Raw genomic sequence first — 22,119 nt, forward strand, 5'->3', positions numbered from 1 at the left:
ACCCCTGCAAAAATCATCAATCTGACAAAACAATTCTTCTAAACTAGACATAGGACGGAGGCGCTGAATCGTTAAACTTAATTTCAGCTTACTTGCCTCCTCCTTTTCTTATCCCGAACTGACGTTATCTAGCCTTCAATCTGCTAAATTTGCACCATAGAGTTTAGCACCTTTAAATTCAGCACCGACTACAACTGCATTCTTCATATCTGTGTTGTACAGTTTGGCGCTGGTAAAGTTGACACCTGTAAGGTTAGCTTCTGTAAAACTAGCGTCGGAAGCAAAAGCATTTAATAAATCTGCTTGCTTGAGATTAGCTCCAGTTAAATCGGCTCCTTCTAAGTTGGTATTAGTTAGATTAGCTTGCTCTAAGTTTGCATCTCTTAAGTCTGCGCCTATTAAGTGAGCGTTACTTAGATCTGCACCTTTGAGATCGCAACCTTGACATTCATTTGTTTCTATTAGTTGCTTGACATGGGCTGGATTTTCTGCTTTTACTGGAGCCACTATACAGATTGCACTAATTAATGCTGTAGTAGCTACTATAGGCAGTTTCATCTTTTTCCCTCAAAATCACCATAGGTTTGTATAACCTTATAACTAACAGAATGCCTCTATTTTTTTGATTTTACATCCTACAATTGGCTGAGATTAAAGTATAAATTTATATCAAATCAGTCTTAAGTAAGATGATTTTGCCTGCCCTTGGGTAGTTATCTAAGCTAAGTGCGATCGCAAATACAAATATGTCAGTGTATGAAAATATTTATGCCATCGTGCGCCAAATTCCTTCAGGAAAAGTAGCAACCTACGGACAAATAGCAGATTTGGCGGCATTATATGGTAGAGCGCGGATGATAGGCTATGCATTATATCGTGTAGATACGCGATCGCTTAATATTCCCTGGCATCGGGTAGTAAATGCTCAAGGTGAAATTTCTCATTCTCCGCGAAGGCACGGTACAGACTACCAGCAAAGATTACTTCTAGAAGCAGAAGGCATCAAGTTTAGTTCTGAAGGTAAAATCAACTTACGCGACTACCAATGGCAAAGTCGTTTAGCTCAAGACCTTTGAGTTCAAACCTCTAACCTGCCTCGCTATAAACGCAGTCAGTGTCAAATTAGGTAGCTTTGTTAATGTTGTATAACTTGTTGCCTATAAAGTTATTCATGTTAAAAACAATCTGCTTAATTATTTGACATAATGTTTTGCAATAGTTTAAAATTATACCTTAAGCTTAGTTCAATGCATTGATAAATAATATATTATAAATATTTCCTGCTAGCAAATAAATAGGTAGGCGAGAAAAAAATAGGTGGGTTTAATTCAAGCGATCGCAAGTTTTATAAATGCTACTTTCGTAATGAGTAGATATTACATACAAAGCCCATTGTAGAAATTTCTGTAAATAGTTGATTGCTTCGCAGTATGGTTGTGTTGAAGGCTGTAGTCTTTATTGTTAATTGAGGATTTCCTGCATGACAGACATTATCAAAATTCCCAAATCCTCTCACAAATTGGAATTTGCCCAAGAGCGGAAGAGATATTATCTGCCGCTATGTTTGTTAGCCAATGTAGTTGTTTGGGTTCCAGCCTTACTATATTTAATTGTTGCTCCAAAAACTTATACAAGCGAATCAGCGATCGTCTTGCCAGACGTGAAAAGAGGCGGAAACGTAGATTTACCTGGTATTGGTAAAGCTTCTTATGAAGACTCATCGCCATATTCGATTACTTCGCAAGACCCTAGAGAAAATTATAAATTTTTAGCATTAAGCGATCCTATTCTAGAAGCAGCAGCCGCCGATAGTAATATGTCAGTAGATGATTTTGGCGAGCCGCGAATTAAATTGCTAGATAACACTTCAATTGTAGAAGTAAAAATCAAAGGTAGAACGCCTCAAGAAGCACATAATAAATCTTTAGCATTTTACAAAGCATTTGAAGACAAGCTCACAGAACTGCGGACTCGCGAAGCGATAGAAAGAGACTTAGGAGTAAAAACAGCTTTAGGTGATTCGCAAAAAAAATTAGCATCAGCACAGAAAAGTTTAGCTGATTATCGAGCAAGTTCAGGCGTAGTATCAGCAGAACAAATCAACGAACTGAGTAATAACATCGAACAGTTACGCAAACAACGCGCTGAAGTCATGGCGCAGCAACAACAAGCTAATACTCGCTCCAACCAGTTAGCAAGTAATATGAATTTGTCAGCGCAGCAAGCTAACGATGCATTCGCTTTGCAGACAGATCAAATTTTTCAGCAAAACTTAAAAGATTACAGCGAAGCAAACGCTAGTATTACAGCCTTAAGCGCCAAATTTTTACCAAATCACCCCACAATAGTCTCAGAAAAAGCCAAACAAGATGAGGCTTATAAAGCATTGACAGAGCGCAGCCAAGCTATTTTAGGTAGACCAATAGATCCTAGGAGCTTGCAAAAGTTTAACTTAGGAAGTAACAGTTATGCTTCAGCTAGAGAAAGTCTATTTCAAGATTTAGTAACGGCTCAAGCAGAACAAAGAGGGATGCAAACTCAAGCTCAAGAGTTAGACAGACAAATTGCTCAGTTAGAAACAAGACTAAAGAGCATGACCAAGCAAGAGGCTACCTTAGAAGAACTCAAGCGCAATATGCAAGTTGCTGAGGCAGTATTTTCATCTAATTTGACAAGATTAGACATCAATAAATCAGACAATTTTGGCTCGTATCCCTTAATTCAAAAAGTTATAGAACCGAGCATACCCAAAAAACCCAGCGAACCTAAGCCATTATTTGTGCTAGCGGGAGCGACATTAGGTTCTATATTTATCACTGCCGGAATTTTACTATATTGGTGGCGCGATCGCCAAACTACAAAAATCTACCAAAGCTTTAAAAATAGAGAGCGGGAAATTATGTAAATTAACTATTACCAATATTTATGCGATCGCCGAGCAAAATGCAACCAAGAAACTTTCCCGAACGAGTAATCTGGTATTCCATAGTTGGTACGTATGCTTTTTATTTAATTGGTGGCATATACATTATAATTCCTGCGATCGCCTGGGTATTATTTTTTTATTTTTGTAAAAAGCTTTGGCAGCAAAACGATACAACTCCTGCTAGCGAAAAAATTCATATTCCTGTAATGGTCTGGGTCTGGGTAGCAGGAATGTTACTAGAAGAACTAGCCCTAATTATGGGGCATATAGACTTCGACTTAGGACTTACAGCCCTAATTAAATCGTCAATTGGTTGGGCAAAAGGTTGGGCATTTTTCGCCATATTTCCTTTAGTTAGCTGCTTGCAAATACGCCCCCAATTACTTTATCGCGCAGCTTGCATAGTTTGCTTGCAGACATTAATATTTGCGCCCATATTTATCCTTGCATACTACATTCACTTACCCGAATTAGTCTACGTTTCGCCCTTAAAAATTGTTGGCGGACCAGGACCAGAATTTTTTGAATTTAGATTCTTTGAAATCGACCCAGACAACGGCGAACCTCGCTGGCGACTATTTACACCTTGGGCGCCAGCATTAGGATTTGTTGCCAACATCTACTTTGTTTTTTCTTTGTATGAAAAAGACAAAAAATGGAAGTGGTGCGGCATAATTGGCAGTATTTTAATGTGCTTAATTACAGCATCGCGATTGGGAATTTTATGTTTACCAGCAGTTTCAATTATTGCATGGGCATTATCTAGTCTAGCGCGACCGATATTTCTAATTTTTATCGGCTTGTTGTCCTCATTAGCCGCAATTTTTGCCTCACCCGCAATTGAAGCCGCAACTACATTTTTAGACAAAGTTAAATCTTCCAGAGCAAGTTCCACAGAAGTAAGAGGAGCATTAGCAAGAATCGCTCTAAGTCGTTTTTCAGAAGCACCAATATGGGGACATGGCGCAGTAGAAAGGGGACCCCACCTAGTCCAATTTATGGTTATTGGCTCTCATAGCACATTCTACGGCATCTTATTCATCAAAGGCATAGTTGGCTTCATCGGCTACGTAGTACCGCTATTATCAAGCTTCGTAAACCTACTTATCAAAGCGCAGAAAAGTGAGACAGCAAAAGTAGGTTTCAGCATAGTATTACTCTTATTCTTCTACTCCTTCGCCGAAAACCTAGAAATGCTAGCTTACCTAATTTGGCCAGGTTTAGTAATGCTAGGAATAGCCTTCAAAGAAAAAAATTCCTCAATTCCACATCAACCCTAAAAAAAGTCTCAACCAACTCTCCCCCTTTACTGTCTGCGTCCTCTGCGTACGCCAGTCGCACAGGTGGGGGAACCCCCGCACGGCGCTGGCTCCTCTGCAGTTCGTTTTTCCAAACACATTAATGAGCAAAATTTCAGTCTTACTAGCTCCAGTCAAGCAAAAACTTTCCAGTCAATTTGTCCGTAACTTAGGTTGGCTAGGAGGTTCAGAAATAATTAACCGAGTTTTTCGGTTACTGACAACAGTTATTTTAGCTAGAAATCTCTCAGACTACGACTATGGATTGGCAGCGATTGTAATTACCACAGGAGAATTTGTAGAAGTATTTTCGCGCAACGGTATAAACGCCAAACTAATCCAAGCAGAACAAGCAGAACTAGCAGTTTTATGCAACTCAGCTTACTGGCTCAACTGGGTAATTTACAGTAGCTTATTTATCCTCCAGTGTCTCATCGCCTTCCCTATTTCCTGGTTTTACAAAGACAGCCAATTAATCCTACCTATTTGTATTACAGCCCTACTGTACTTAACATTTCCGCCAGCGATGATTCAATTTACCCTAATTCAAAGAGAAAATCGCTTTAAACTCATAGCCGCCAACAACTTTATTCAAATCACAGGTGGCAACATCATCACGGCTAGTTTAGCGGCATTAGGTCTAGGTATGTGGGCGATTGTATTAACTAGACTCTTAATGGCTCCTTTTTGGGTTATCTTTAACCGCATTTGTCATCCTTGGCGACCGAGTGCAAAATTTACAACCAAACATTGGGGAGAAATTTTTGCTTTTGGGCGTAATGTTTTAGGTAGCGAATTACTAAAAACTGCTGTAAATAACTTAGATTATTTAATAGTTGGTCGCTTATTAGGAATTAAAGTATTAGGGCTGTATTATTTTGCTTTCAACGCTGGGTTGGGTGTGAGTTTAAGTATTATCAACGCTATTAATACAGCAATATTGCCTCATTTGTGCGCGGTACGGGCGGAATGGACGCAATTTAAACAGCAGTATTTGAGCAGTCTAAAAACAATTGCCTGCGTCATCATTCCGATGGTAGTTTTGCAGTCAAGTTTAGCGCCTATTTACGTACCGATTGTATTTGGACAAAAATGGGTTGCCGCGCTGCCAGTCTTAATCTTAATTTGCTTATCAGCAATTCCTCGCCCCTTCGCCGATGCTGCTTCGCAACTACTTATCGCTATAGGTAAACCGCATCTAATCTTACGCTGGCATTTGATATTTACAGGTATCTTTATTACTGGAATTTTAATTGGCGTGCAGTGGCAAGCTATTGGCGTAGCTACATCGGTTCTACTTACTCACTTTATTTTCCTGCCCTTATTTACATTGTGGGCAACGCGCTATGTATTTTCTAAAGCTGTTTAGCGCGAATTACTCTTGTCGTTAACTTGGTAGCTGAGATGCAAAAAGTATCTGTAATTATTCCCACCTACAAAGCCGAAAAATTTATAGAGGCGACACTGCGCTCTGTTTTGGCTCAAACTTACACCAATATTGAAATTATTATCGTCGATGATGAATCGCCCGATCGCAGTATTGCCATTTGTCAGCAATTTACGGACCCTAGAATCAGCATCGTGCGCCAGAAAAATCGCGGACTGGCGGGCGCTAGAAACACAGGTATTCGTCACGCTCAAGGAGACTATCTAGCTTTTATCGATGCTGACGATATTTGGTTGCCAGAAAAGCTAGCCAAGCACGTACAGCATCTCCAAAGTTCGCCTCATGTCGGCGTTAGTTATTGCTGTTCTGCCTTTATTGACGAAACTGGGCAGCCTTTAGGTATCTATCAAATCCCTCAATATAAAGATATTACCCCGCCGATCGTGCTGTGTCGCAATCCAATTGGCAACGGTTCTGTAGGTGTATTTCGTAAAGAAGTTTTTGCGGCGATTAAGTTTGAAGACAACTTATATGGCACAGTTGAAGATTTTTACTTTGACGAGCATTTCCGCCAGTCCGAAGATATGGAATGTTGGATGCGGATTATTTTGCAAACATCTTGGCAAATGGAAGGTATTCCCGAAGCTTTGACGCTGTATCGAGTTAATACTTCAGGGCTTTCGGCTAACGTGCTAACACAGCTAGAGTTTCTGGAAAAGGTAATTGAAAAAACCCGTACTTACGCCCCCCAGTTTGCTGCCAAGTGGAAAAACCCAGCAATGGCTTATTATCTACGCTACTCAGCGCGGCGGGCAATTCGGATGCAAGATGGTACAACTGCTGTGCAACTAGCGCATCGAGCTTTAGCAACTCACTGGCGGATTATTTTAGAAGAACCGCGTCGTACCATATTAACTTTGGCTGCGGCTTATTCGATTTGGCTGCTACCTCAGTCTTTTTACAACCATATAGAGAATCTAGCTTTGAAAATAACTGGAGCTAATCAAAAACGGCGGATGCAGCAACTTAAATCTTAACTTAGGTGCAATCCACGATGCATACTATCATTACACTATCCCAAAACGTCAGAATTTTTTAATATTCTCAGTAGTTGTACGTTAATGCGAATAATTACTGACAGTATTTTCCCATTGAATTGAGGTAAAAACCTAGCACAAAAAGCTAAATGATCGGTAAAAATTCAATTGTTTAAAGATATTACGCTCAGTTAAATTTGTTTTGTAAAGTTGTTGTGTAGGTTAAATAAAGTAGTTATTCACAATCCAGAAAATACTTATTTGTTAAGCATCAACTTATACAGTGTTTGTTAAACGTAAAATTTAGCTAGTTATTAATATGATTAATTCTCGTTTTTGGCAATCAATCAAACAAGTAACCTGTCTAGCTGCTGTAGGGCTAGCGTTAACAGCAAGCACATCGCCGTTGAAATGTGCGGCTGTCACTCCGAGCGCAGCATACGAATGGAACAACGTCGCCATCGGTGGTGGGGGGTACGTAACAGGTGTATATTTACACCCATTACAAAAAGACCTTGCTTATATAAGAACTGATATCGGCGGATTTTTTCGTTGGGATGCTATTAATAAAAAGTGGATTCCTTTAAGCGATCGCAAATCATTAAAAGAGAGTAATTTCTATGGTGGAGAAGCCTTAGCGATTGACCCTAAAGATGCAAACGTTGTATATATTGCCGCTGGCAAATATACCGCTAGTTGGAGTGGATTGGGGACAATATTTAAATCTAGCGATCGCGGACAAACTTGGACTAAATTAAATATAGACTTGCCTATGGGTGGCAACGAAGACAAACGCTGGGTAGGAGAAAGACTAATCGTTAGTCCGCATAATTCTCAAGTTATTTATTTTGGTTCGCGCGTCAGCGGACTGTGGAAATCGACAGATGCAGGCAGCACTTGGAAGCAAGTAACGTCCTTTCCCGTTAAGCCCAGCAACAATATTGGGATTACATCGATAAACTTCGACAAAACATCAGGAAACGTTTACGCCAACGCTTACGGCAGCGGCATTTACAAATCTACAGATTCAGGCGCTACTTGGAGCAAAATATCAGGTAGCCCAGCAGAAGTCAATCGTTCGGCAATTGCTAGCGATGGGACGATGTACGTCACCCATACAGGCGGAGTGAGCAAATACAAAAATAACGTTTGGAAAACTATTACACCACCCACCGCCAAAGCCAAATTCAACGGTTTAACAATCGACCCCAATGACCCAGCACATATCCTGATAGTTTACGACCAGTACGACAAACACGACGACCCCAATAGAATATTTCAATCTACTGATGGTGGCACGACTTGGCAACAAAAGAAGCCAAGTTTGAACAATCAAATTGCTTGGTGGCGTGATTGGTATTTTGGTTCCTCCGCAGCATCCATCGCTTTCGACCCCAAAATTCCTGGCAAAGTTTGGTTAACAGACTGGTACGGCGTATGGCAAACAGATAAAATTAGCGCCAATCCCACCGTCTGGGCTAACTACGCCAAAGGACACGAGCAAATAGTTGCTTTTTCTCTAGCTGCACCTCCTCAAGGCTCTTTACTTGTTAGTGGCGTAGCAGATGTAGACGGTTTCAATCACAATAACGGACTTGATGCTATCCCAACTAAAGACTTTACTCGCACTGGTGCGTGGTTCCAAGATACCTACAGCATCGCCTACAGCGAAAGCAATCCCTTACAAATGGTACGTGTAGGCGGTCATAGATGGAGCAACAGCTATACTGGAGCAACTTCTACAGATGGCGGACAAACATGGAAACAGTTCCCCTCATTTCCCGCCAATCAAATGCCTCTGCGCGTAGCTATGTCTGCAAATAACGCCAGCCAACTTGTTGTTACTCTCAGCAACGGACTGCCTATTCGCAGCACTAATGGCGGAACATCTTGGAGTTCTGTATCGGGATTGCCAAAAGGACCTGGAGGCGCTTGGTATTGGGGTCAACCACTAGCCGCAGACAAAGTTACAGGAGGTACGTTCTACTACTACGGCGATGGCAAAGTGTATCGCAGTACAGATGGCGGTGCTAATTTTAAAGTGGTTAACTCTACACTCAGTAGCGAAAGTTGGGCAATGCTGAAAACAAAGCCAGGAACCAAAGGCGATGTCTGGCTGAGTTTAGATTGGAAGGGGCTACATCGTTCGCAAGATAGCGGTACGACGTTTACCAAAATTCCCAACGTAGAACGAGCTTATTTATTTTCTTTTGGTAAGCCAGCCGAAGGTAGCAATGTTCCCGCCTTGTACGTTTACGGCAATGTTACAGGTATGGGTGAAGGTATCTTTCGTTCTTTAGATAACGGTAAGACATGGGCGAGCATTGGGGACGTGCAAAAGCCAATCGGCAATCTTCCCAATGTTATGGAAGCTAGCCGACAGAAATTTGGCTTAGTATTTATTGGCACTAATGGTAGGGGTGTATATTATGGCACACCGCAAAACTAACAGGCTGTTTGTAGTAACAGCTTAACAGTCTAAATTTTTACTTTATTACGCGGCGTACGAGCTTGAGGAATTAAATAGTTTTTCGTTCGATTTCCTAAATCGTATCCTTCCTCATGTATCGGCGCTTTATACAGGTTTAGTTTTTGCTGAATTATTAACCACAAAAAGGGTAAATCGTCTACTAAATATCTTTTCCATAACCTTTTTGGTTCTAACATCATTCTGTACAACCATTCTAAACCTGCATTACTCATCCATTTAGGACTTCTCTTGACTTTCCCTGCTTCAAAGTCAATTGTTGCACCAATAGCGAAAAATATTTGGATACTAGGTAATTTATCTTTGTACTTACATATCCATTTTTCTTGCTTGGGCGAACCTACTCCCACAGCTAATACTGTTGCACCAGATCTATTGATTTTTTCAATTATGCGATCGCATTCCTGTATATTATTCTCAAATCCATAAGATGGAGAATGAGCGCCGACAATAATATTTCTCCCCACTTTATTGTTGATTTGTTCTTGAGCGAGCTTGGCAACCCCAGCACCCGCTCCTAGTAAGAAGATTTTTACTTCACTATCTGCTTTATGGTAGTGACAAAAAGCTGGAAATAGGTCTGAGCCTGATATTTTTTCCTTGATTGGCGTACCTAAAAATTTAGATGCATAGTATAATATCTTGCTATCGCATAATTTGTAATCAGCACTACCATATACTCGCAAAAAGTCTTTATCTGTCTGCAATCTTACTAAGTGATCTACGTTAGCGGTAAATACAACACCATTTGTTAGTTGCTCTAATACATCTGTTAGTTGTAAGCTGTCAATAGAAATGTTTAATACATTAACTTTTTCCGCACTCATCTGCTTGGTGTAATTTCCTTTATTTCAAAAAACGTACCTTCAAGCTAGAAGAAAGTAAGATGCTCCCTAGCCCAACTGACATTCAATAAGATTTAGAAAATCTAACTTAAAACTAGACCTATTCTACCTAATGTATAGATTATGCGATCGCCTGTGAATATAGGGCATCTATCAGTAGAATTAGGTTTTTTCATTAATGCATACTGTTAGTTTGACGACTATTACTACAAAGTTATTGAGCTAGTTCTAATTAGATAAATACATTGCAATTAGAATACTATAGATCGCGGTAATAACGCAAAGAAAGATTTGCTATTTCCCTAGCTTACAGAAGTTTTACTCTGATAACAGGTAGCAATTGTTGCTTAATTAACTAAGTACAAAAGTTTCTAACTTGTCAAAATAAGGTGAGATATGGATGTGGTAGAGCGTAGCGTTATACCAGGTACTTGCTACTTCTATGCGTATAAATACTCTATACTTTAACCTAAAATATTAATTACTCAATATATTTAACGTTGTATGCATTAAACGGACAATAACGAAGCAGTAGAAGTAAAATAACATACAAACCTTTGCAGAAAAAGATCCGTACTTATTACAGGTGTATTTAGTAAACCTCGTTATTATAGTATGTGGCAAGTTCATCTTTGCCATTCGCTCTCAATAACTTAATAGCCAGCAAAAAATATAAGTAGAGGAAAGCGATCGCACCCTTATCAGCGATTAGAATCAAAATGAGGAAAATTTCATTGCATTCACAACCATGCTGGAACAAGGCACGATCAGTATCCATACTGAAAATATCTTCCCAATCATCAAGAAGTCTCTCTACTCAGACCACGAAATTTTCTTACGAGAACTGGTTTCCAACGCCGTAGATGCCATCGAAAAAGTAAAAATGGTATCCCGCGCCGGAGAATACAACAGCGAGATAGGAGAGCCAGAAATTGCGATAACCGTAGATAAAGAACAAAAAACGCTAGCGATCGCAGATAATGGCATCGGGATGACAGCCGAAGAGGTGAAAAAGTACATCAACCAAGTAGCCTTTTCCAGTGCTGAAGAATTCGTGAAAAAGTACGAAGGCAAATCAGATAGAGCAATTATCGGTCACTTTGGGCTAGGATTCTACTCATCCTTCATGGTGGCACAACAAGTCGAAATCGATACCCTATCATACAAAGAAGGCTCTTCAGCAGTGCGCTGGACTTGTGACGGTTCGCCAGAATTTCGTTTAGAAGATTCATCTCGTACCCAGCGCGGTACGACAATTACGCTAACGCTACAAGAAGAAGAACTAGAATACCTAGAACCAGCACGCATCCGCCAGTTAATCAAAACCTACTGCGACTTTCTCCCCGTACCAATCAAACTCGAAGGCGAGGTTATTAACCGCCAAAAAGCACCTTGGCGCGAATCTCCTAGTAGCCTGACAAAAGAAGATTACTTAGAGTTTTACCGCTACCTGTATCCATTCCAAGATGAACCTTTGTTGTGGGTACACCTAAATACTGACTATCCCTTTATCCTCAACGGTATCCTTTACTTTCCCAAATTAGTACCGGATGTAGACGTTACCAAAGGACAAATCAAACTATTTTGCAACCAAGTATTTGTCAGCGAACATTGTGAAGAAATTATCCCCAAATTTCTCCTACCAATGCGGGGAGTAATTGACAGTACCGATATTCCGCTCAACGTATCGCGTAGCGCTCTGCAAACCGATCGCACAGTCCGTAAAATAGCTGATTATATTGCCCGAAAAGTAGGCGATAGGCTCAAAGAACTCTACCGTGACAATCGCCAAGAATACATTAGTAGCTGGCAAGATATCGGCACATTCGTCAAATTCGGCGCTCTCAACGACGAAAAGTTCAAAAAACAAATTGAAGACATCATTATCTATCGCACCACTTACGAGGCGAAAACAGAGACTCCAGCAGTTGAAGTTCAATCGCAAGAGGGCGATGCATGGCAAGATGTTTCTGCTGCGCCTAGCCTTCCCTACACCACAATTAAGGAATACTTAGAGCGCAACAAAGAGCGTCACGAAAACCGAGTATTCTACTGTACCAATGAAGCGACTCAAGCAACCTACATCGAACTGCACAAGCAGCAGGGTTTAGAAGTCCTATTTATGGACTCATTTATCGATACTCACTTTATCTCCTTTTTGGAGCAAGAATACGCCAACGTCAAATTCTCCCGCGTCGATTCCGAATTGGATGAAAGTCTTTTAGAAAAAGATAAAGCAGGGGAAATAGTCGATCCGAAAACAAATAAAACTCGCAGCGAACTAATTAAGGAGTTATTCGAGCAAGCTATCAACAAACCCAAAGTCAACATCCGCACCGAAGCACTAAAATCTGATAATCCTCAAGGTTCGCCACCTGCGATCGTATTATTACCAGAATTTCTGCGCCGGATGCGCGATATGAGCGCGATGATGCAGCAGCAAACAGCGCAGTTTCCAGAGGAGCATATTTTGCTTGTCAATACGACTCACCCCTTGATTCAAAACTTAGTCAGTTTAAGCGAAGGTGGGATATTGCAAGGCGATAGCAAGTCGCCATCAGCAGAACTTGCAAACCTAATTTGCCATCACGTCTACGATTTGGCACTAATGGCACAAAAAGGCTTTGATGCGGAAGGAATGACAGCCTTTGTCGAACGCTCGAACCAAGTGCTGACAAGGCTTACCGAACGCGCTGCAAGTAGCTAGATAAAGATGAGCGATCGCACATCTATAATAAATATGCGATCGCTCTTTTAAATTAGCAATCCAACTCCTTGTCTCCTTGTCTCCCCATCCCCCCACATCACAGAAATTATCCAAGAGTTCTACTCACCCGCTTTCTCCTAAGTACCGATACAATATAAGACTGCACATTAGTTAAAAATACAGGTAAGATATGTCGCGCAAATGTCAGCTAACAGGCAAAAAGGCAAACAACGCCTTTGCAGTCTCTCACTCCCACCGCCGCACGAAAAAGCTGCAAGAAGCCAATTTACAATGGAAACGCGTATGGTGGAGTCAAGGCAATCGTTGGGTAAGACTTAAGCTTTCTACCAAAGCCATCAAAACATTGGAAAGCAAAGGTTTAGCAGCAATGGCAAAAGAAGCTGGAATTGACTTAAATCGTTACTAAAATATTTCTAATTAGGGGCTAGCTGTTCAATTTTACTGCAGCAAGTAGCCCCTGCCAGATCGACAGTTAAAGCCAATGCTATTTTAAGGTTTTGAATAGTGAGGCGATCGCGTTTTTTGAATCGCCAATTAAGTTAAGATTGCTGCTCAAAAGCCTGTTTTACTGCCTCTAAATCTATACATAGTTGTTGGGCAATTTGCTCCACACTCATTCCTGCTTGCAACAGCAGAGGTACTGCTGCCAGTTTACCTTCTTTACGACCTTGCTCTAATCCTTGCTCTAGTCCTTGCTCTAGTCCTTGCTCTAGTCCTTCTTCTAAAGCCTCTTGGTAAACTTTAGTCTGCTTGAGTTCGCTTAATCCCAACATTTGTTCAATCTCCTGCCTGCTCAAGTTTGGAAACTTATAGACAAATACTGTTTCTACTAATTCTACAATTTTTCGCTGTTCGGCAGCATCTTTTAGTTCCTGTCTAGTTCTGCTAATTAGCTGTCTTGCTTGCTGCTGGGCAACATTTTCCTTAACGCCAATTAGTTGTAGCACTCCTAACCCTAGTGAGGCGCTAGCTATTTGTGTTGATAGCTCATCTAAATAGATGCGCTGCAAGCGAGGACTATTGGCAAAGTCTTGATACTGTGGTGGTAATCCTGGATCTAAACGACGTTTGGTGAATATTAGGATTCCTCGCCAGTCGTTTACAGGTTTATAGTCGTTCAAGTACAAGAAGATTTCGCTAAAAAAGCTGGGGATTAAAGTCAGTGAAGGAGTCGCCCCCTCCACTGCTCTCCAAAACGGAACGTGATAGTTTCCGATCATTCCGCTCCTCAGTAGTACGGTTGTTGTCATCAATACGTCATTACCAACATATCGTCTTCCCAGGTAAACTTATCTGGAAATCCTGGTGGCTTTGGCTTAACACTATTACAGTTAGATTTTGTACCATAACTGCCGTCAGTGGCAGTCTTTTTGTCGTGGCAGTGTCGATGGAGTAGTTGCCAATTGTTATACGAATTCTTACCACCCAATGATGTCGGAATTATGTGGTCGACTTCTATCGGCTCTCCGTATGTAAAGTAGTTTTTGCAGTGGGCGCATTTTCCCTTTTGCCGCTTGAGTAGGGTTGCTATTCTTGCGGGGGTCTGTGGGTGCGTTCCCCTTCTTGAACTCCAATATAGCCAGTTTCCGTCATAAGGCGATGAATTACCTTTCACTTTGACATGACGGGTAATTTCTGTTGAGTTATGTGGAATGAGTGTTAGGGAATTATTACCTTCCTTAGTAGCAAACGTCCAATTGTTGCCTTGTACTGTTTTAAAGTATTTACGGCTTGTCCAACTTCTACCTTTTTTTCGATGACGGCGGCGACCCCATTTAAGCAGTTTCCAGAAAGACAAATGCCATAACCTTTTAAAGGTTTTATGACTGGAGACAGTTGAAAAGTAGTTACACCAACCCCTTATAATTGGGCTTAGTATCTTGATTAAGGTTGCTTGGTCTAATCCCCGCGACCTATTTATTATTCCAGCTATCTTTCTGTAGTGCCTTTTCTGGCTCTCCTTACTGGGGGTGATAATAGTTTTAAACCCTAGTAATCCGCCTCTATGACTACCTGATTGATATTTGCCAACAGGGAATTGTTTGATGTTGAATCCGAGAAAATTAAACCCCGATTCTGTATCACCAAATTCATTCAGGGTGTGAGCGATTCTTGTTTTACTAGGTTTTAATTCTAACCCAATGCCGTTTAACCACTTTTCTATCTCTGTTTTACACAAATTTACTACTTCTATGTCTTTATGGAGAACAACGAAGTCGTCTGCGTATCTAACAAATGTAATCGATTTAAGCTTATCTCTAACACTCAATTGAGTGAAATCTGGTCGCTTCATATCTAATTTTGGGGCTAGACCCATGATTAGTTCTTCGATTCCATGTAGGGCGACGTTTGCCAGCAGGGGTGAGATAACTCCTCCTTGGGGCGTGCCTTCATTAGTAGGGAACAACTGTCTCCCATCCATTACACCAGCTTTTAACCAAGCTCGGATTTGTCTTTGCAGGGTGGGATAGGTATTTAGTTTTGAGAGAAGTACATCGTGGTTGATGCGGTCGAAGCATTTACTGATGTCGGCATCCAAGACGTACTTGGCTTTTTTATTTACCGCAATGTATATTGCTCCAATTGCATCATGGCATGAGCGTCCAGGGCGGAACCCGTAGGAATTTGGTTCAAATCGCGCTTCCCATTCTGGCTCCATTGCCATTTTGACTAGCGCTTGCAAGGCTCGGTCGTACATTGTCGGTATTCCTAATGGTCTTTTTTCCTCACTTCCTGGTTTGGGTATCCAAACTCGGCGTGTTGGTCTGACCTTTGTCCCCAGTTTGATTTTATTCATTAGGGTGAGACGTTGCTTTGGGGATAGTGCCTTAACACCGTCCACTCCTGCCGTCTTCTTACCTTGATTGTCCTGAGTTACCCGACGAACCGATAATGCTCTTGCCGCCCAAGAACTTATCAATAATTTCTGGAGTCTGCGAACTAGCTTGACGTTTCCACGACTAGACGCTTGGTATATCCGCTTTTGCAACTTAAAGACGCTACGTTCCAGCTTTTGCCAGTTGATATCGCTCCATTCATACATCGGACATGATGCCGTGTTCATAACTTATGCATTGCTACTTGTAGCTATACCTTCCGTATTACCGTGAGTCTGTTAGCTTATCCTGGTTATTACAACTAGGCGTTTGCTTCTGACTCGATCTTTCCATTCCGTTACCTGACTTGTGCCAGATTTTTCGTCTTAGCTGACTGCTCGAAGTATTCGACCTCTTCGAGAGTAGACGGATTGGTTACTTCGTTCCTCATTACCTTTGGTTTGTTCCGTTAGGATGTCATCTCTTCACCGAGCTTTTGGGTAACGTAGGTATGTCGGTTGGTAATCCTCATACCACCTTTTGCTTCTGCCCTTTTGGGACTTCCAGCGCGTATAGCCTTATTTCGCTGGTTCGGCGTAACGATGATTCACACAATGACTTTGCTTTCGCTATCCATAGGAACTTGCTTACGGGATACCACTTTTAGGCTAGTAGCTCTTTTCCGCTTTTATCCCCGCTTCACCGATTGAGGGCTAGTCGCTACAGTGGGGGATATGCTTTCACTCCTACGTCTGGAGGACAGGACTTGACGCTTTCTAGGATACTAACGCTCACCTGCAAGGTTATGAAGTTATCATTTGCAAGGGATTAAAGTGCGAACTCAATCCTGTTGGATTACCCTACAAATGTCGCCCATCCCCCGATTTATCGGTTTCGAGCGAACGAATCGCACTACAAGTCGCCTTTTGTGTCTCGATAGCCTTGAATTTCCAGGAAATATATTGGTAAGTCGGTGGCATAAATAGGCGGAACTAAAATACCATCAATCCGAAAGCTAGTCTGTTTGACTTCTTGGGATGCAAAACTGTAAGTTGATGTTCTCGGCGAATCGTTGCCGATGAGTTCAAATAGAATAGCGGGGTAAAGTTGAAACAGTTCGTAAAATAAGCTGTCTGTCTGCACTCTTAGTTCGGTGGCTGCACTTAATGAAAGTAAGATTCATTTTAGGGCTAAGAGCGATCGCGCTATAGTGAAATCCCCACTTGAGTTATAAAAAAGCGATCGCTCTTAGTTTTGGTATGATCGCGCCTCAGTAAAATCTCAACTTAAACCACAAATAAGCGATCGCACTTTAGTGAAATCTCAACTTGAACCACAAAAAGGCGATCGCGCTTAAGTCAAATCTCAACTTGAGCCACAAACAAGCGATCGCTCTTGGCATTGGTAAAAGCGATCGCGCTTCAGTAAAATCTCAACTTAAACTACAAAAAGGCGATCGCGCTTATGTGAAATCTCAACTTAAACTACAACAAAGCGATCGCTCCTGGTATTGTTAAAAGCGATCGCGCTTCAGTGAAATCTCGACTTGAGCCGCAATACATAGCGTCACGAAAACTGAATGTTTTACTGCTCCAACCAAGCGGCTAAAAGAATGAGCGATCGCACTTCTGGTTATGCGATCGCTCATTCTTTATACTCCGTAACCTGCACAGGCGGGTTTTGTCTGTTTAGCCGTGAATTCTATTATTTAGTTTAGAGTAGCTATTCTCTCTACATCTAAGCTAAGACTTGACTTTAGCCTAGTACCTGAAACAGCCTCTTCAATACATAAAGCTAATCTACATTCAACCGTTAATCTACGTAATTAATTACTTTAACTAAATTAATAGCGTACATTTGCGGTAGATATTCATATTTGCGACTTGCTACAACTATGTATAACTCTCTTGGCAGTGCAGTTATTAAAAGTTGCGGTTTTAATTTCCCTGGCAGAGTTTATTTATATTAAATAGCGGTCGTTGATTTTATGAATAAAAACTTACTAATGCTAGGAGGGCAAAAAGCGAAAAATAATGAGGGATTTACCCTAATTGAATTATTAGTAATTATATCTTTAATAGGTATTATGGCTGCATTTAGTGCGCCTTATATAAATTTTGGAGTTAACCCATTAAAAGATACTACTAATAGAGTTGCAAGCACCTTTAAACTGATGCGCGTTAAAGCAATGTCTCAAACTTCTGCTTATCGGATCAAGCAAGCTACCTCAACTACGTTGAAAATAGAACGTAATAAATTGTGTTCTGATTCAACTGGTTGGACTGTAGATGGTAGCTTTGATTCAGAAGATTTAACTTTAACCGAAGCCAAAGATTTCAAAGGGGCAGCTAAAAATACTGTTATCGAAATTATAGCCGCAACTGAAAATAGTTCAAACATTACGCCTTTGATAGAGGCGACAGGTTCGCCAGGCTGGAGCCTTTGTTTCAATAGTAGGGGATTAGCAAATAAAACTTTAAAACTTACTATAAAAGATTTAAAAACTGCTAAAACGAAAGATATTGAGATATTTCAAGGAGGCGGAGTTCAAATTTATGAATAAAATTTTTGCTGGTAAAAATCAAGGGCTGTCATTGGTAGAAGCATTAGTAGGAATGACAATTTTCTTGATTACTTTGGCATTCATGATTCCTTTACTTGCAACCAATCAATTTAATACAATCAATAGAGAAATCAAGACAGGAGCTATTTCTGTCTCGCAAAGAATTCTAGACGAGTTCCGCCAATCTCTAGACCAGCTACCCGCAGATGAGTGGGCAACAAAATTACCATTATCAGGAACAGAGACTAAGTTACCTTTACCCTACCCCTCTGGCACTGATATTTCATCCATAACAGAGCTTGGTAAAACTTATAGCGCAAAAATTATTTATTGCGAGGTTATTTCTCCTGCTACTACTAATCCTAACTGTGATGCCAATACTAGACAAATAAAATTACAAGTGAACTACAATGGTCAACCGATTTATACTGTTGAAACAATTTACACAAAGTTCCAATAAAGGTTTTACACTACTGGAACTTTTGGTCACTTTAGTTGTAGCCTCAGTTATAACTGGGTTGGCACTCAAACTAATAGTCGATCAGCGCCAACTCTTTTTAAACGATCAAAGCCGTACTCAAGTTAATCAAAACTTACGAGCTTCTCTAGATTTAGTCGGTGCTGATATTAAACAAGCTGGCGAACGACTAACAACAAGTACATTGCCAGTAGTGAGAGTCATAAATGGATCTGCGACCGATCCTAATGTTCCTGATGAGCTAGTATTGCAGCGTTTAGTCATTGCTGAAAGCCTACCAGTTTGTAAGACAGTTACTACTGGTACTACGACAAGTGAAATAGAAGTCTCTCAAAAAGGCGGTGCTGGATTGTGCAATGCCTCTTTTTCTAGTCCTACAGCCACTTTGCCTATTACCCTTAACCAGTGGAAAGATAGCCGTTGTGCTAAAGATGGTACTTCTGCTTGCGCCAGAGCTATAGATGTAAATCGCGCTACAGTCAGCAATCGATGTGTTGAGGAAAAGGATGGTACTGACAAAGAGTGCGTATGGGCTTATATTTACGATCCTGATACTAATCGAGGTGAGTTTTTCCTTTACGGTTTTGAAAGTCCTAAAGACACTCCAGATACGCCTACTAACGCTTATCGCGTGCATCGGGTTGATGGTGAAGCTTGGAAAAATACATACCCCTATGGTGTCCTGAGTTCTACTAATCCCACTAATCCTACTCTCTACATTTTGGAGCAGCGCCGCTATCGATTAAAAGACAATGTTTTAGAGTTAATTCTTAATGAACAAATACCACCTCCATCTAAATCTACATCTGATTTTTTAGTTGACAACCAAACATCACCAATAAGACTTGTTAACCAACTAAGTAATTTTCAAGTAAAAGCTTTGATGCAAAGTGGCAACACACCACTTACTAGAGAAGATTTTAACAACACAGCTATTGACGACTGGAAGCAACTTAAAGCAATCAAGATAGATGTAACAGCTATAAACCCAGCACCTAATTCTACTAAAGTTCCTAACCTTACCGTATCTGCACAGTTTTTCCCACGCAACGTTTCTTCTAAGTAACAGATAAATTTATGAAATACCAATATAAAAATTTTCAACAATTAATGCTGCTGAGGCTGGTGCGCTTACAAAAATATAACCATGAAGAATCAGGTTTTGTGCTAGTTATTGTAATTTCTATGGTGTTGATCCTGACATCTTTGCTAGCAGCCTACGGCTTACTTAGCAAAATTGAAACAGCAAGCACTAAATCTTCTGTGACTAGCAACACAGGGTTTTATGCAGCAGAGGCTGGGCTTAACCTACGAGCTAAACAGGTTCGAGACAAATTTAATGGATTCAATCGTCCTACTGGCACTCCTCCTGGAACTGCCCCTGAATACCTTGATGCTTTACAAAAGTGTTTAAGTAATACTGGTAGTTTAGGCAGTGGTGATTTCATCTGTAAGCGCCAAACTTTTAACAACCAAGAATTATTAAGCTACGTCATTGAACATCCAGATAATTTTGACCCTACAAAAAATATTATACAGATTAATTCTGGCGAACCTTTTGCTGGCTTGAGCGCTCAAGAATATCGTTACGATGTTACATCAGTAGCACTCAATTCTCAGGAGCCAAGTGCCATACTAGGAATGCGTTTCAAAAGCCGATTGATACCACTGTTTCAATTTGTTGTTTTCTACAACAATGACGCAGAATTTACTGTGCCACCAGATATGAACTTAAATGGTCCTATTCACAGTAACGGTGATTTGTATCTAAACGTTGGTAACAGTCGTATTTTGACAATTAATGGTGTAGTTAGTACAGCAGGCAAATTATATCGTGGCGAGAAGGTAGCATCGCAATGTGGGGGTAAAGTTAATATCTATACGGTTCTTGACTCTGTATCTAGTATCAAAGAGCTTAGTTGTGGTAGTGGCAGAACTGAGTACACTCAAAGTCAAGTCAGTGATTGGAAGAAAAATATTCTTGTTACCGTCCCTAAATTAGAGGTTCCTGAACCTGATGCCTTAGATGCTAAAGCAGGAAAAGATTATTGGGACAAAGCAGACCTACGAATTGTGCTTAAACTTGACTCTTCTAGTGGCAATCCAAGCGGTATTGAAATACGCAATCAAGATAAATCGGTAGACACGACGAAAACGAAAGCCCTTCTAGAGAGTTGCCCTACTAACACCACCACTACAACACTTAGAAATGAGTTAGATGGTACATCTAACTACGAGCAAAGTGACGTTGACCTGATAGTCAATTCAATTACTGGTTTTGCGGTTGGTAATGTAGTAAGAGTAGGAAATGATTATGATAGCAATATTATTACCAGTATAAATCCATTAACTAATACAATTAGATTGAAAAGGAGGCTAGGACACACTTATCAATCAGCTACTGTAGCCTCGAAAGATGACATCGTTAGTAAAGTGAGCGTCTCTACATCTAATACATTCTACAATTATCGAGAAAAAAATGGAGGTACGACAGGCAATGATGGTACGTACATTCGTATGCTCAATGTTGACGTTCGAGGTCTGTTGGACTGTATTCATTCACAAAGTTTAATGGGTAGTAAAGCCTTGAATGATGTTACTGAAAACGGTTTAGTCTGGTTTCTGACTGTAGATGGACCTAATTCAGAAACAGATGTAAACTCTAGTACGGCTCCTAATAACTCCAATAATTATGCTGTACGCCTTTACAACGGTGACTATTTATATTCAGGTCAAAGTGGTGCACCAGAAATTAAAGGTTTGACGATTGTTTCAGACCAAGCAGTATATATTCAAGGTAACTACAATCTTAAAGATGACTCAACAACTACTGGTATTAACGAAGGTGATAACTTAGCCACTACTACTGTTACTGAAAGGTGGAGACCAGCCTCAATCCTTGCTGACACAATTAATATTCTCTCCAAAAAATGGCAATTAGATGATTCCAATGGTCGGACATATAGTACAAGTAATGTACCGTCAGGCACAATTCAATATGATGATTCTAGACGAACTGCTGAAGAAACAACCGTTAATGCAGCATTCTTGTCTGGAACCACAATTACAGGTGGTAAAAATGGTACAGATGGTCAAGACAAGGGTAGCAATAGCAATAGTGGAGGTGTGAATAACTATCCTCGATTCCACGAACATTGGAATGGTACTGTTAAATTTAACTATAAAGGGTCGTTTGTAAGTCTCAATGCACCGCGTCGCACTAATTCGCCATTCTGCGGTAGCTATGATGCAACCAACTGCAATATTTATAGTCCTCCACAGCGTAACTGGGACTTCGATTCTGACTTCAAGAATGCTGCTAACCTACCACCACTTGCTCCTAGGTTTGTCTATTTAAGGCAGGAGGTTTTTTCTCGTAGCTTTGAGCGATAATCACTTTTATAACGCCAGCCGTTCAGTAAAATCATTAACCTTGTAAAAGAAGGACTTGTCTAATAAAAACAAGTCCTTCTTTGCTTTTGCCTACTACCAAACTCAAAGCTAAAGTATAACTACGCTCAATGTTTAAGATTGAAGTCATTATTTATACCTT

19 protein-coding genes are annotated in these 22,119 nt (G+C 40.6%); 13 read left to right on the forward strand and 6 right to left on the reverse strand.

Annotation, left to right across the window (positions count from 1 at the left end):
• Positions 1–135: 135 nt before the first annotated feature.
• Complete coding sequence (locus UH38_RS07210; protein ID WP_045053980.1) at positions 136–558, reverse strand: pentapeptide repeat-containing protein; 423 nt, start codon at positions 556–558, stop codon at positions 136–138.
• Positions 559–746: 188 nt separating this feature from the next.
• On the opposite strand from UH38_RS07210, the gene UH38_RS07215 reads away from it, so the two are divergent.
• From UH38_RS07215 to UH38_RS07240, 6 genes are all read left to right on the forward strand, one after another.
• A complete protein-coding gene (locus tag UH38_RS07215) occupies positions 747–1,076 on the forward strand; it encodes an MGMT family protein (protein WP_045053981.1) in 330 nt (109 codons plus the stop codon).
• Positions 1,077–1,480: 404 nt separating this feature from the next.
• The gene (locus tag UH38_RS07220; RefSeq protein WP_045053982.1) at positions 1,481–2,905 is read left to right on the forward strand and encodes a GumC family protein; all 1,425 of its coding nucleotides are present in this window, start codon (positions 1,481–1,483) and stop codon (positions 2,903–2,905) included.
• 38 nt (positions 2,906–2,943) lie between these two features.
• On the forward strand, positions 2,944–4,206 hold the full coding sequence (locus UH38_RS07225) for an O-antigen ligase family protein (protein WP_045053983.1): 1,263 nt from the start codon (positions 2,944–2,946) through the stop codon (positions 4,204–4,206).
• A gap of 121 nt (positions 4,207–4,327) precedes the next feature.
• Positions 4,328–5,593 carry a lipopolysaccharide biosynthesis protein gene (locus UH38_RS07230; protein WP_045053984.1) on the forward strand — a complete coding sequence of 422 codons (1,266 nt, stop codon included), beginning with the start codon at positions 4,328–4,330 and terminating at the stop codon, positions 5,591–5,593.
• A 35-nt stretch (positions 5,594–5,628) separates the two neighbouring features.
• On the forward strand, positions 5,629–6,648 hold the full coding sequence (locus tag UH38_RS07235) for a glycosyltransferase family 2 protein (RefSeq protein ID WP_045053985.1): 1,020 nt from the start codon (positions 5,629–5,631) through the stop codon (positions 6,646–6,648).
• Between the two features lie 319 nt (positions 6,649–6,967).
• Complete coding sequence (locus UH38_RS07240; protein ID WP_052672294.1) at positions 6,968–9,097, forward strand: VPS10 domain-containing protein; 2,130 nt, start codon at positions 6,968–6,970, stop codon at positions 9,095–9,097.
• A gap of 29 nt (positions 9,098–9,126) precedes the next feature.
• Here UH38_RS07240 and UH38_RS07245 read toward each other — a convergent pair whose 3' ends face one another.
• The gene (locus UH38_RS07245; RefSeq protein WP_045053986.1) at positions 9,127–9,963 is read right to left on the reverse strand and encodes a WecB/TagA/CpsF family glycosyltransferase; all 837 of its coding nucleotides are present in this window, start codon (positions 9,961–9,963) and stop codon (positions 9,127–9,129) included.
• Between the two features lie 766 nt (positions 9,964–10,729).
• Between UH38_RS07245 and htpG the strand changes: the two genes are divergently transcribed.
• Together htpG and rpmB are read left to right on the forward strand one after the other, a co-directional pair.
• Positions 10,730–12,688, forward strand: coding sequence for a molecular chaperone HtpG (gene htpG, locus UH38_RS07250; protein WP_045053987.1), 1,959 nt, complete (start codon positions 10,730–10,732; stop codon positions 12,686–12,688).
• A 190-nt stretch (positions 12,689–12,878) separates the two neighbouring features.
• The gene (rpmB, locus tag UH38_RS07255; RefSeq protein WP_045053988.1) at positions 12,879–13,115 is read left to right on the forward strand and encodes a 50S ribosomal protein L28; all 237 of its coding nucleotides are present in this window, start codon (positions 12,879–12,881) and stop codon (positions 13,113–13,115) included.
• Positions 13,116–13,248: 133 nt separating this feature from the next.
• Here the strand turns inward: rpmB and UH38_RS07260 are convergent, their stop codons facing one another.
• The 3 genes from UH38_RS07260 to UH38_RS07270 all read right to left on the reverse strand — a co-directional run bounded on the left by UH38_RS07260 (position 13,249) and on the right by UH38_RS07270 (position 16,668).
• Positions 13,249–13,929, reverse strand: coding sequence for an Rpn family recombination-promoting nuclease/putative transposase (locus UH38_RS07260; RefSeq protein WP_052672295.1), 681 nt, complete (start codon positions 13,927–13,929; stop codon positions 13,249–13,251).
• Between the two features lie 29 nt (positions 13,930–13,958).
• Positions 13,959–15,773, reverse strand: a complete 1,815-nt coding sequence (gene ltrA, locus UH38_RS07265) for a group II intron reverse transcriptase/maturase (RefSeq protein ID WP_045053989.1) — start codon at positions 15,771–15,773, stop codon at positions 13,959–13,961.
• Positions 15,774–16,437: 664 nt separating this feature from the next.
• The gene (locus UH38_RS07270; RefSeq protein ID WP_052672296.1) at positions 16,438–16,668 is read right to left on the reverse strand and encodes a DUF2887 domain-containing protein; all 231 of its coding nucleotides are present in this window, start codon (positions 16,666–16,668) and stop codon (positions 16,438–16,440) included.
• Between the two features lie 185 nt (positions 16,669–16,853).
• Here UH38_RS07270 and UH38_RS07275 point away from each other — a divergent pair, with 185 nt between their 5' ends.
• Positions 16,854–17,042, forward strand: coding sequence for a hypothetical protein (locus UH38_RS07275; RefSeq protein WP_045053990.1), 189 nt, complete (start codon positions 16,854–16,856; stop codon positions 17,040–17,042).
• Here the strand turns inward: UH38_RS07275 and UH38_RS27850 are convergent.
• Entirely contained in the window at positions 17,039–17,173 is a 135-nt protein-coding gene (locus UH38_RS27850) for a hypothetical protein (RefSeq protein ID WP_268748868.1), read from the reverse strand. The two genes, UH38_RS07275 and UH38_RS27850, sit on opposite strands and share 4 nt — an antisense overlap.
• A gap of 339 nt (positions 17,174–17,512) precedes the next feature.
• Between UH38_RS27850 and UH38_RS07280 the strand changes: the two genes are divergently transcribed.
• From UH38_RS07280 to UH38_RS07295, 4 genes are read left to right on the forward strand one after another with little or no spacing between them, the layout of a single operon-like run.
• Positions 17,513–18,088: a pilus assembly FimT family protein gene (locus UH38_RS07280; protein ID WP_045053991.1), complete on the forward strand. Its 576-nt coding sequence runs from the start codon at positions 17,513–17,515 to the stop codon at positions 18,086–18,088.
• Positions 18,081–18,548, forward strand: coding sequence for a type IV pilus modification PilV family protein (locus UH38_RS07285; protein ID WP_045053992.1), 468 nt, complete (start codon positions 18,081–18,083; stop codon positions 18,546–18,548). The genes UH38_RS07280 and UH38_RS07285 overlap by 8 nt, the downstream gene beginning before the upstream one ends.
• Entirely contained in the window at positions 18,499–19,632 is a 1,134-nt protein-coding gene (locus UH38_RS07290; RefSeq protein WP_082065332.1) for a prepilin-type N-terminal cleavage/methylation domain-containing protein, read from the forward strand. Before UH38_RS07285 ends, UH38_RS07290 begins: the two co-directional genes overlap by 50 nt.
• Before the next feature lie 11 nt (positions 19,633–19,643).
• Positions 19,644–21,959, forward strand: a complete 2,316-nt coding sequence (locus UH38_RS07295) for a hypothetical protein (RefSeq protein WP_045053994.1) — start codon at positions 19,644–19,646, stop codon at positions 21,957–21,959.
• Positions 21,960–22,119 lie beyond the last annotated feature (160 nt).

Source organism: Aliterella atlantica CENA595 (genome assembly GCF_000952155.1).
GTDB lineage: Bacteria > Cyanobacteriota > Cyanobacteriia > Cyanobacteriales > Chroococcidiopsidaceae > Aliterella > Aliterella atlantica.

Coding starts and splice junctions, on each gene's coding strand:
- ltrA (WP_045053989.1), bottom strand. CDS start 15,773: ATGAACACGGCATCATGTCCGATGTATGAATGGAGCGATATCAACTGG.
- rpmB (WP_045053988.1), top strand. CDS start 12,879: ATGTCGCGCAAATGTCAGCTAACAGGCAAAAAGGCAAACAACGCCTTT.
- htpG (WP_045053987.1), top strand. CDS start 10,730: ATGCTGGAACAAGGCACGATCAGTATCCATACTGAAAATATCTTCCCA.
- UH38_RS07260 (WP_052672295.1), bottom strand. CDS start 13,929: ATGATCGGAAACTATCACGTTCCGTTTTGGAGAGCAGTGGAGGGGGCG.
- UH38_RS07295 (WP_045053994.1), top strand. CDS start 19,644: ATGAAATACCAATATAAAAATTTTCAACAATTAATGCTGCTGAGGCTG.
- UH38_RS07245 (WP_045053986.1), bottom strand. CDS start 9,963: ATGAGTGCGGAAAAAGTTAATGTATTAAACATTTCTATTGACAGCTTA.
- UH38_RS07210 (WP_045053980.1), bottom strand. CDS start 558: ATGAAACTGCCTATAGTAGCTACTACAGCATTAATTAGTGCAATCTGT.
- UH38_RS07285 (WP_045053992.1), top strand. CDS start 18,081: ATGAATAAAATTTTTGCTGGTAAAAATCAAGGGCTGTCATTGGTAGAA.
- UH38_RS07280 (WP_045053991.1), top strand. CDS start 17,513: ATGAATAAAAACTTACTAATGCTAGGAGGGCAAAAAGCGAAAAATAAT.
- UH38_RS07240 (WP_052672294.1), top strand. CDS start 6,968: ATGATTAATTCTCGTTTTTGGCAATCAATCAAACAAGTAACCTGTCTA.
- UH38_RS07230 (WP_045053984.1), top strand. CDS start 4,328: ATGAGCAAAATTTCAGTCTTACTAGCTCCAGTCAAGCAAAAACTTTCC.
- UH38_RS07220 (WP_045053982.1), top strand. CDS start 1,481: ATGACAGACATTATCAAAATTCCCAAATCCTCTCACAAATTGGAATTT.
- UH38_RS07225 (WP_045053983.1), top strand. CDS start 2,944: ATGCAACCAAGAAACTTTCCCGAACGAGTAATCTGGTATTCCATAGTT.
- UH38_RS07215 (WP_045053981.1), top strand. CDS start 747: ATGTCAGTGTATGAAAATATTTATGCCATCGTGCGCCAAATTCCTTCA.
- UH38_RS07235 (WP_045053985.1), top strand. CDS start 5,629: ATGCAAAAAGTATCTGTAATTATTCCCACCTACAAAGCCGAAAAATTT.
- UH38_RS07290 (WP_082065332.1), top strand. CDS start 18,499: ATGGTCAACCGATTTATACTGTTGAAACAATTTACACAAAGTTCCAAT.
- UH38_RS27850 (WP_268748868.1), bottom strand. CDS start 17,173: ATGAGCGATCGCATAACCAGAAGTGCGATCGCTCATTCTTTTAGCCGC.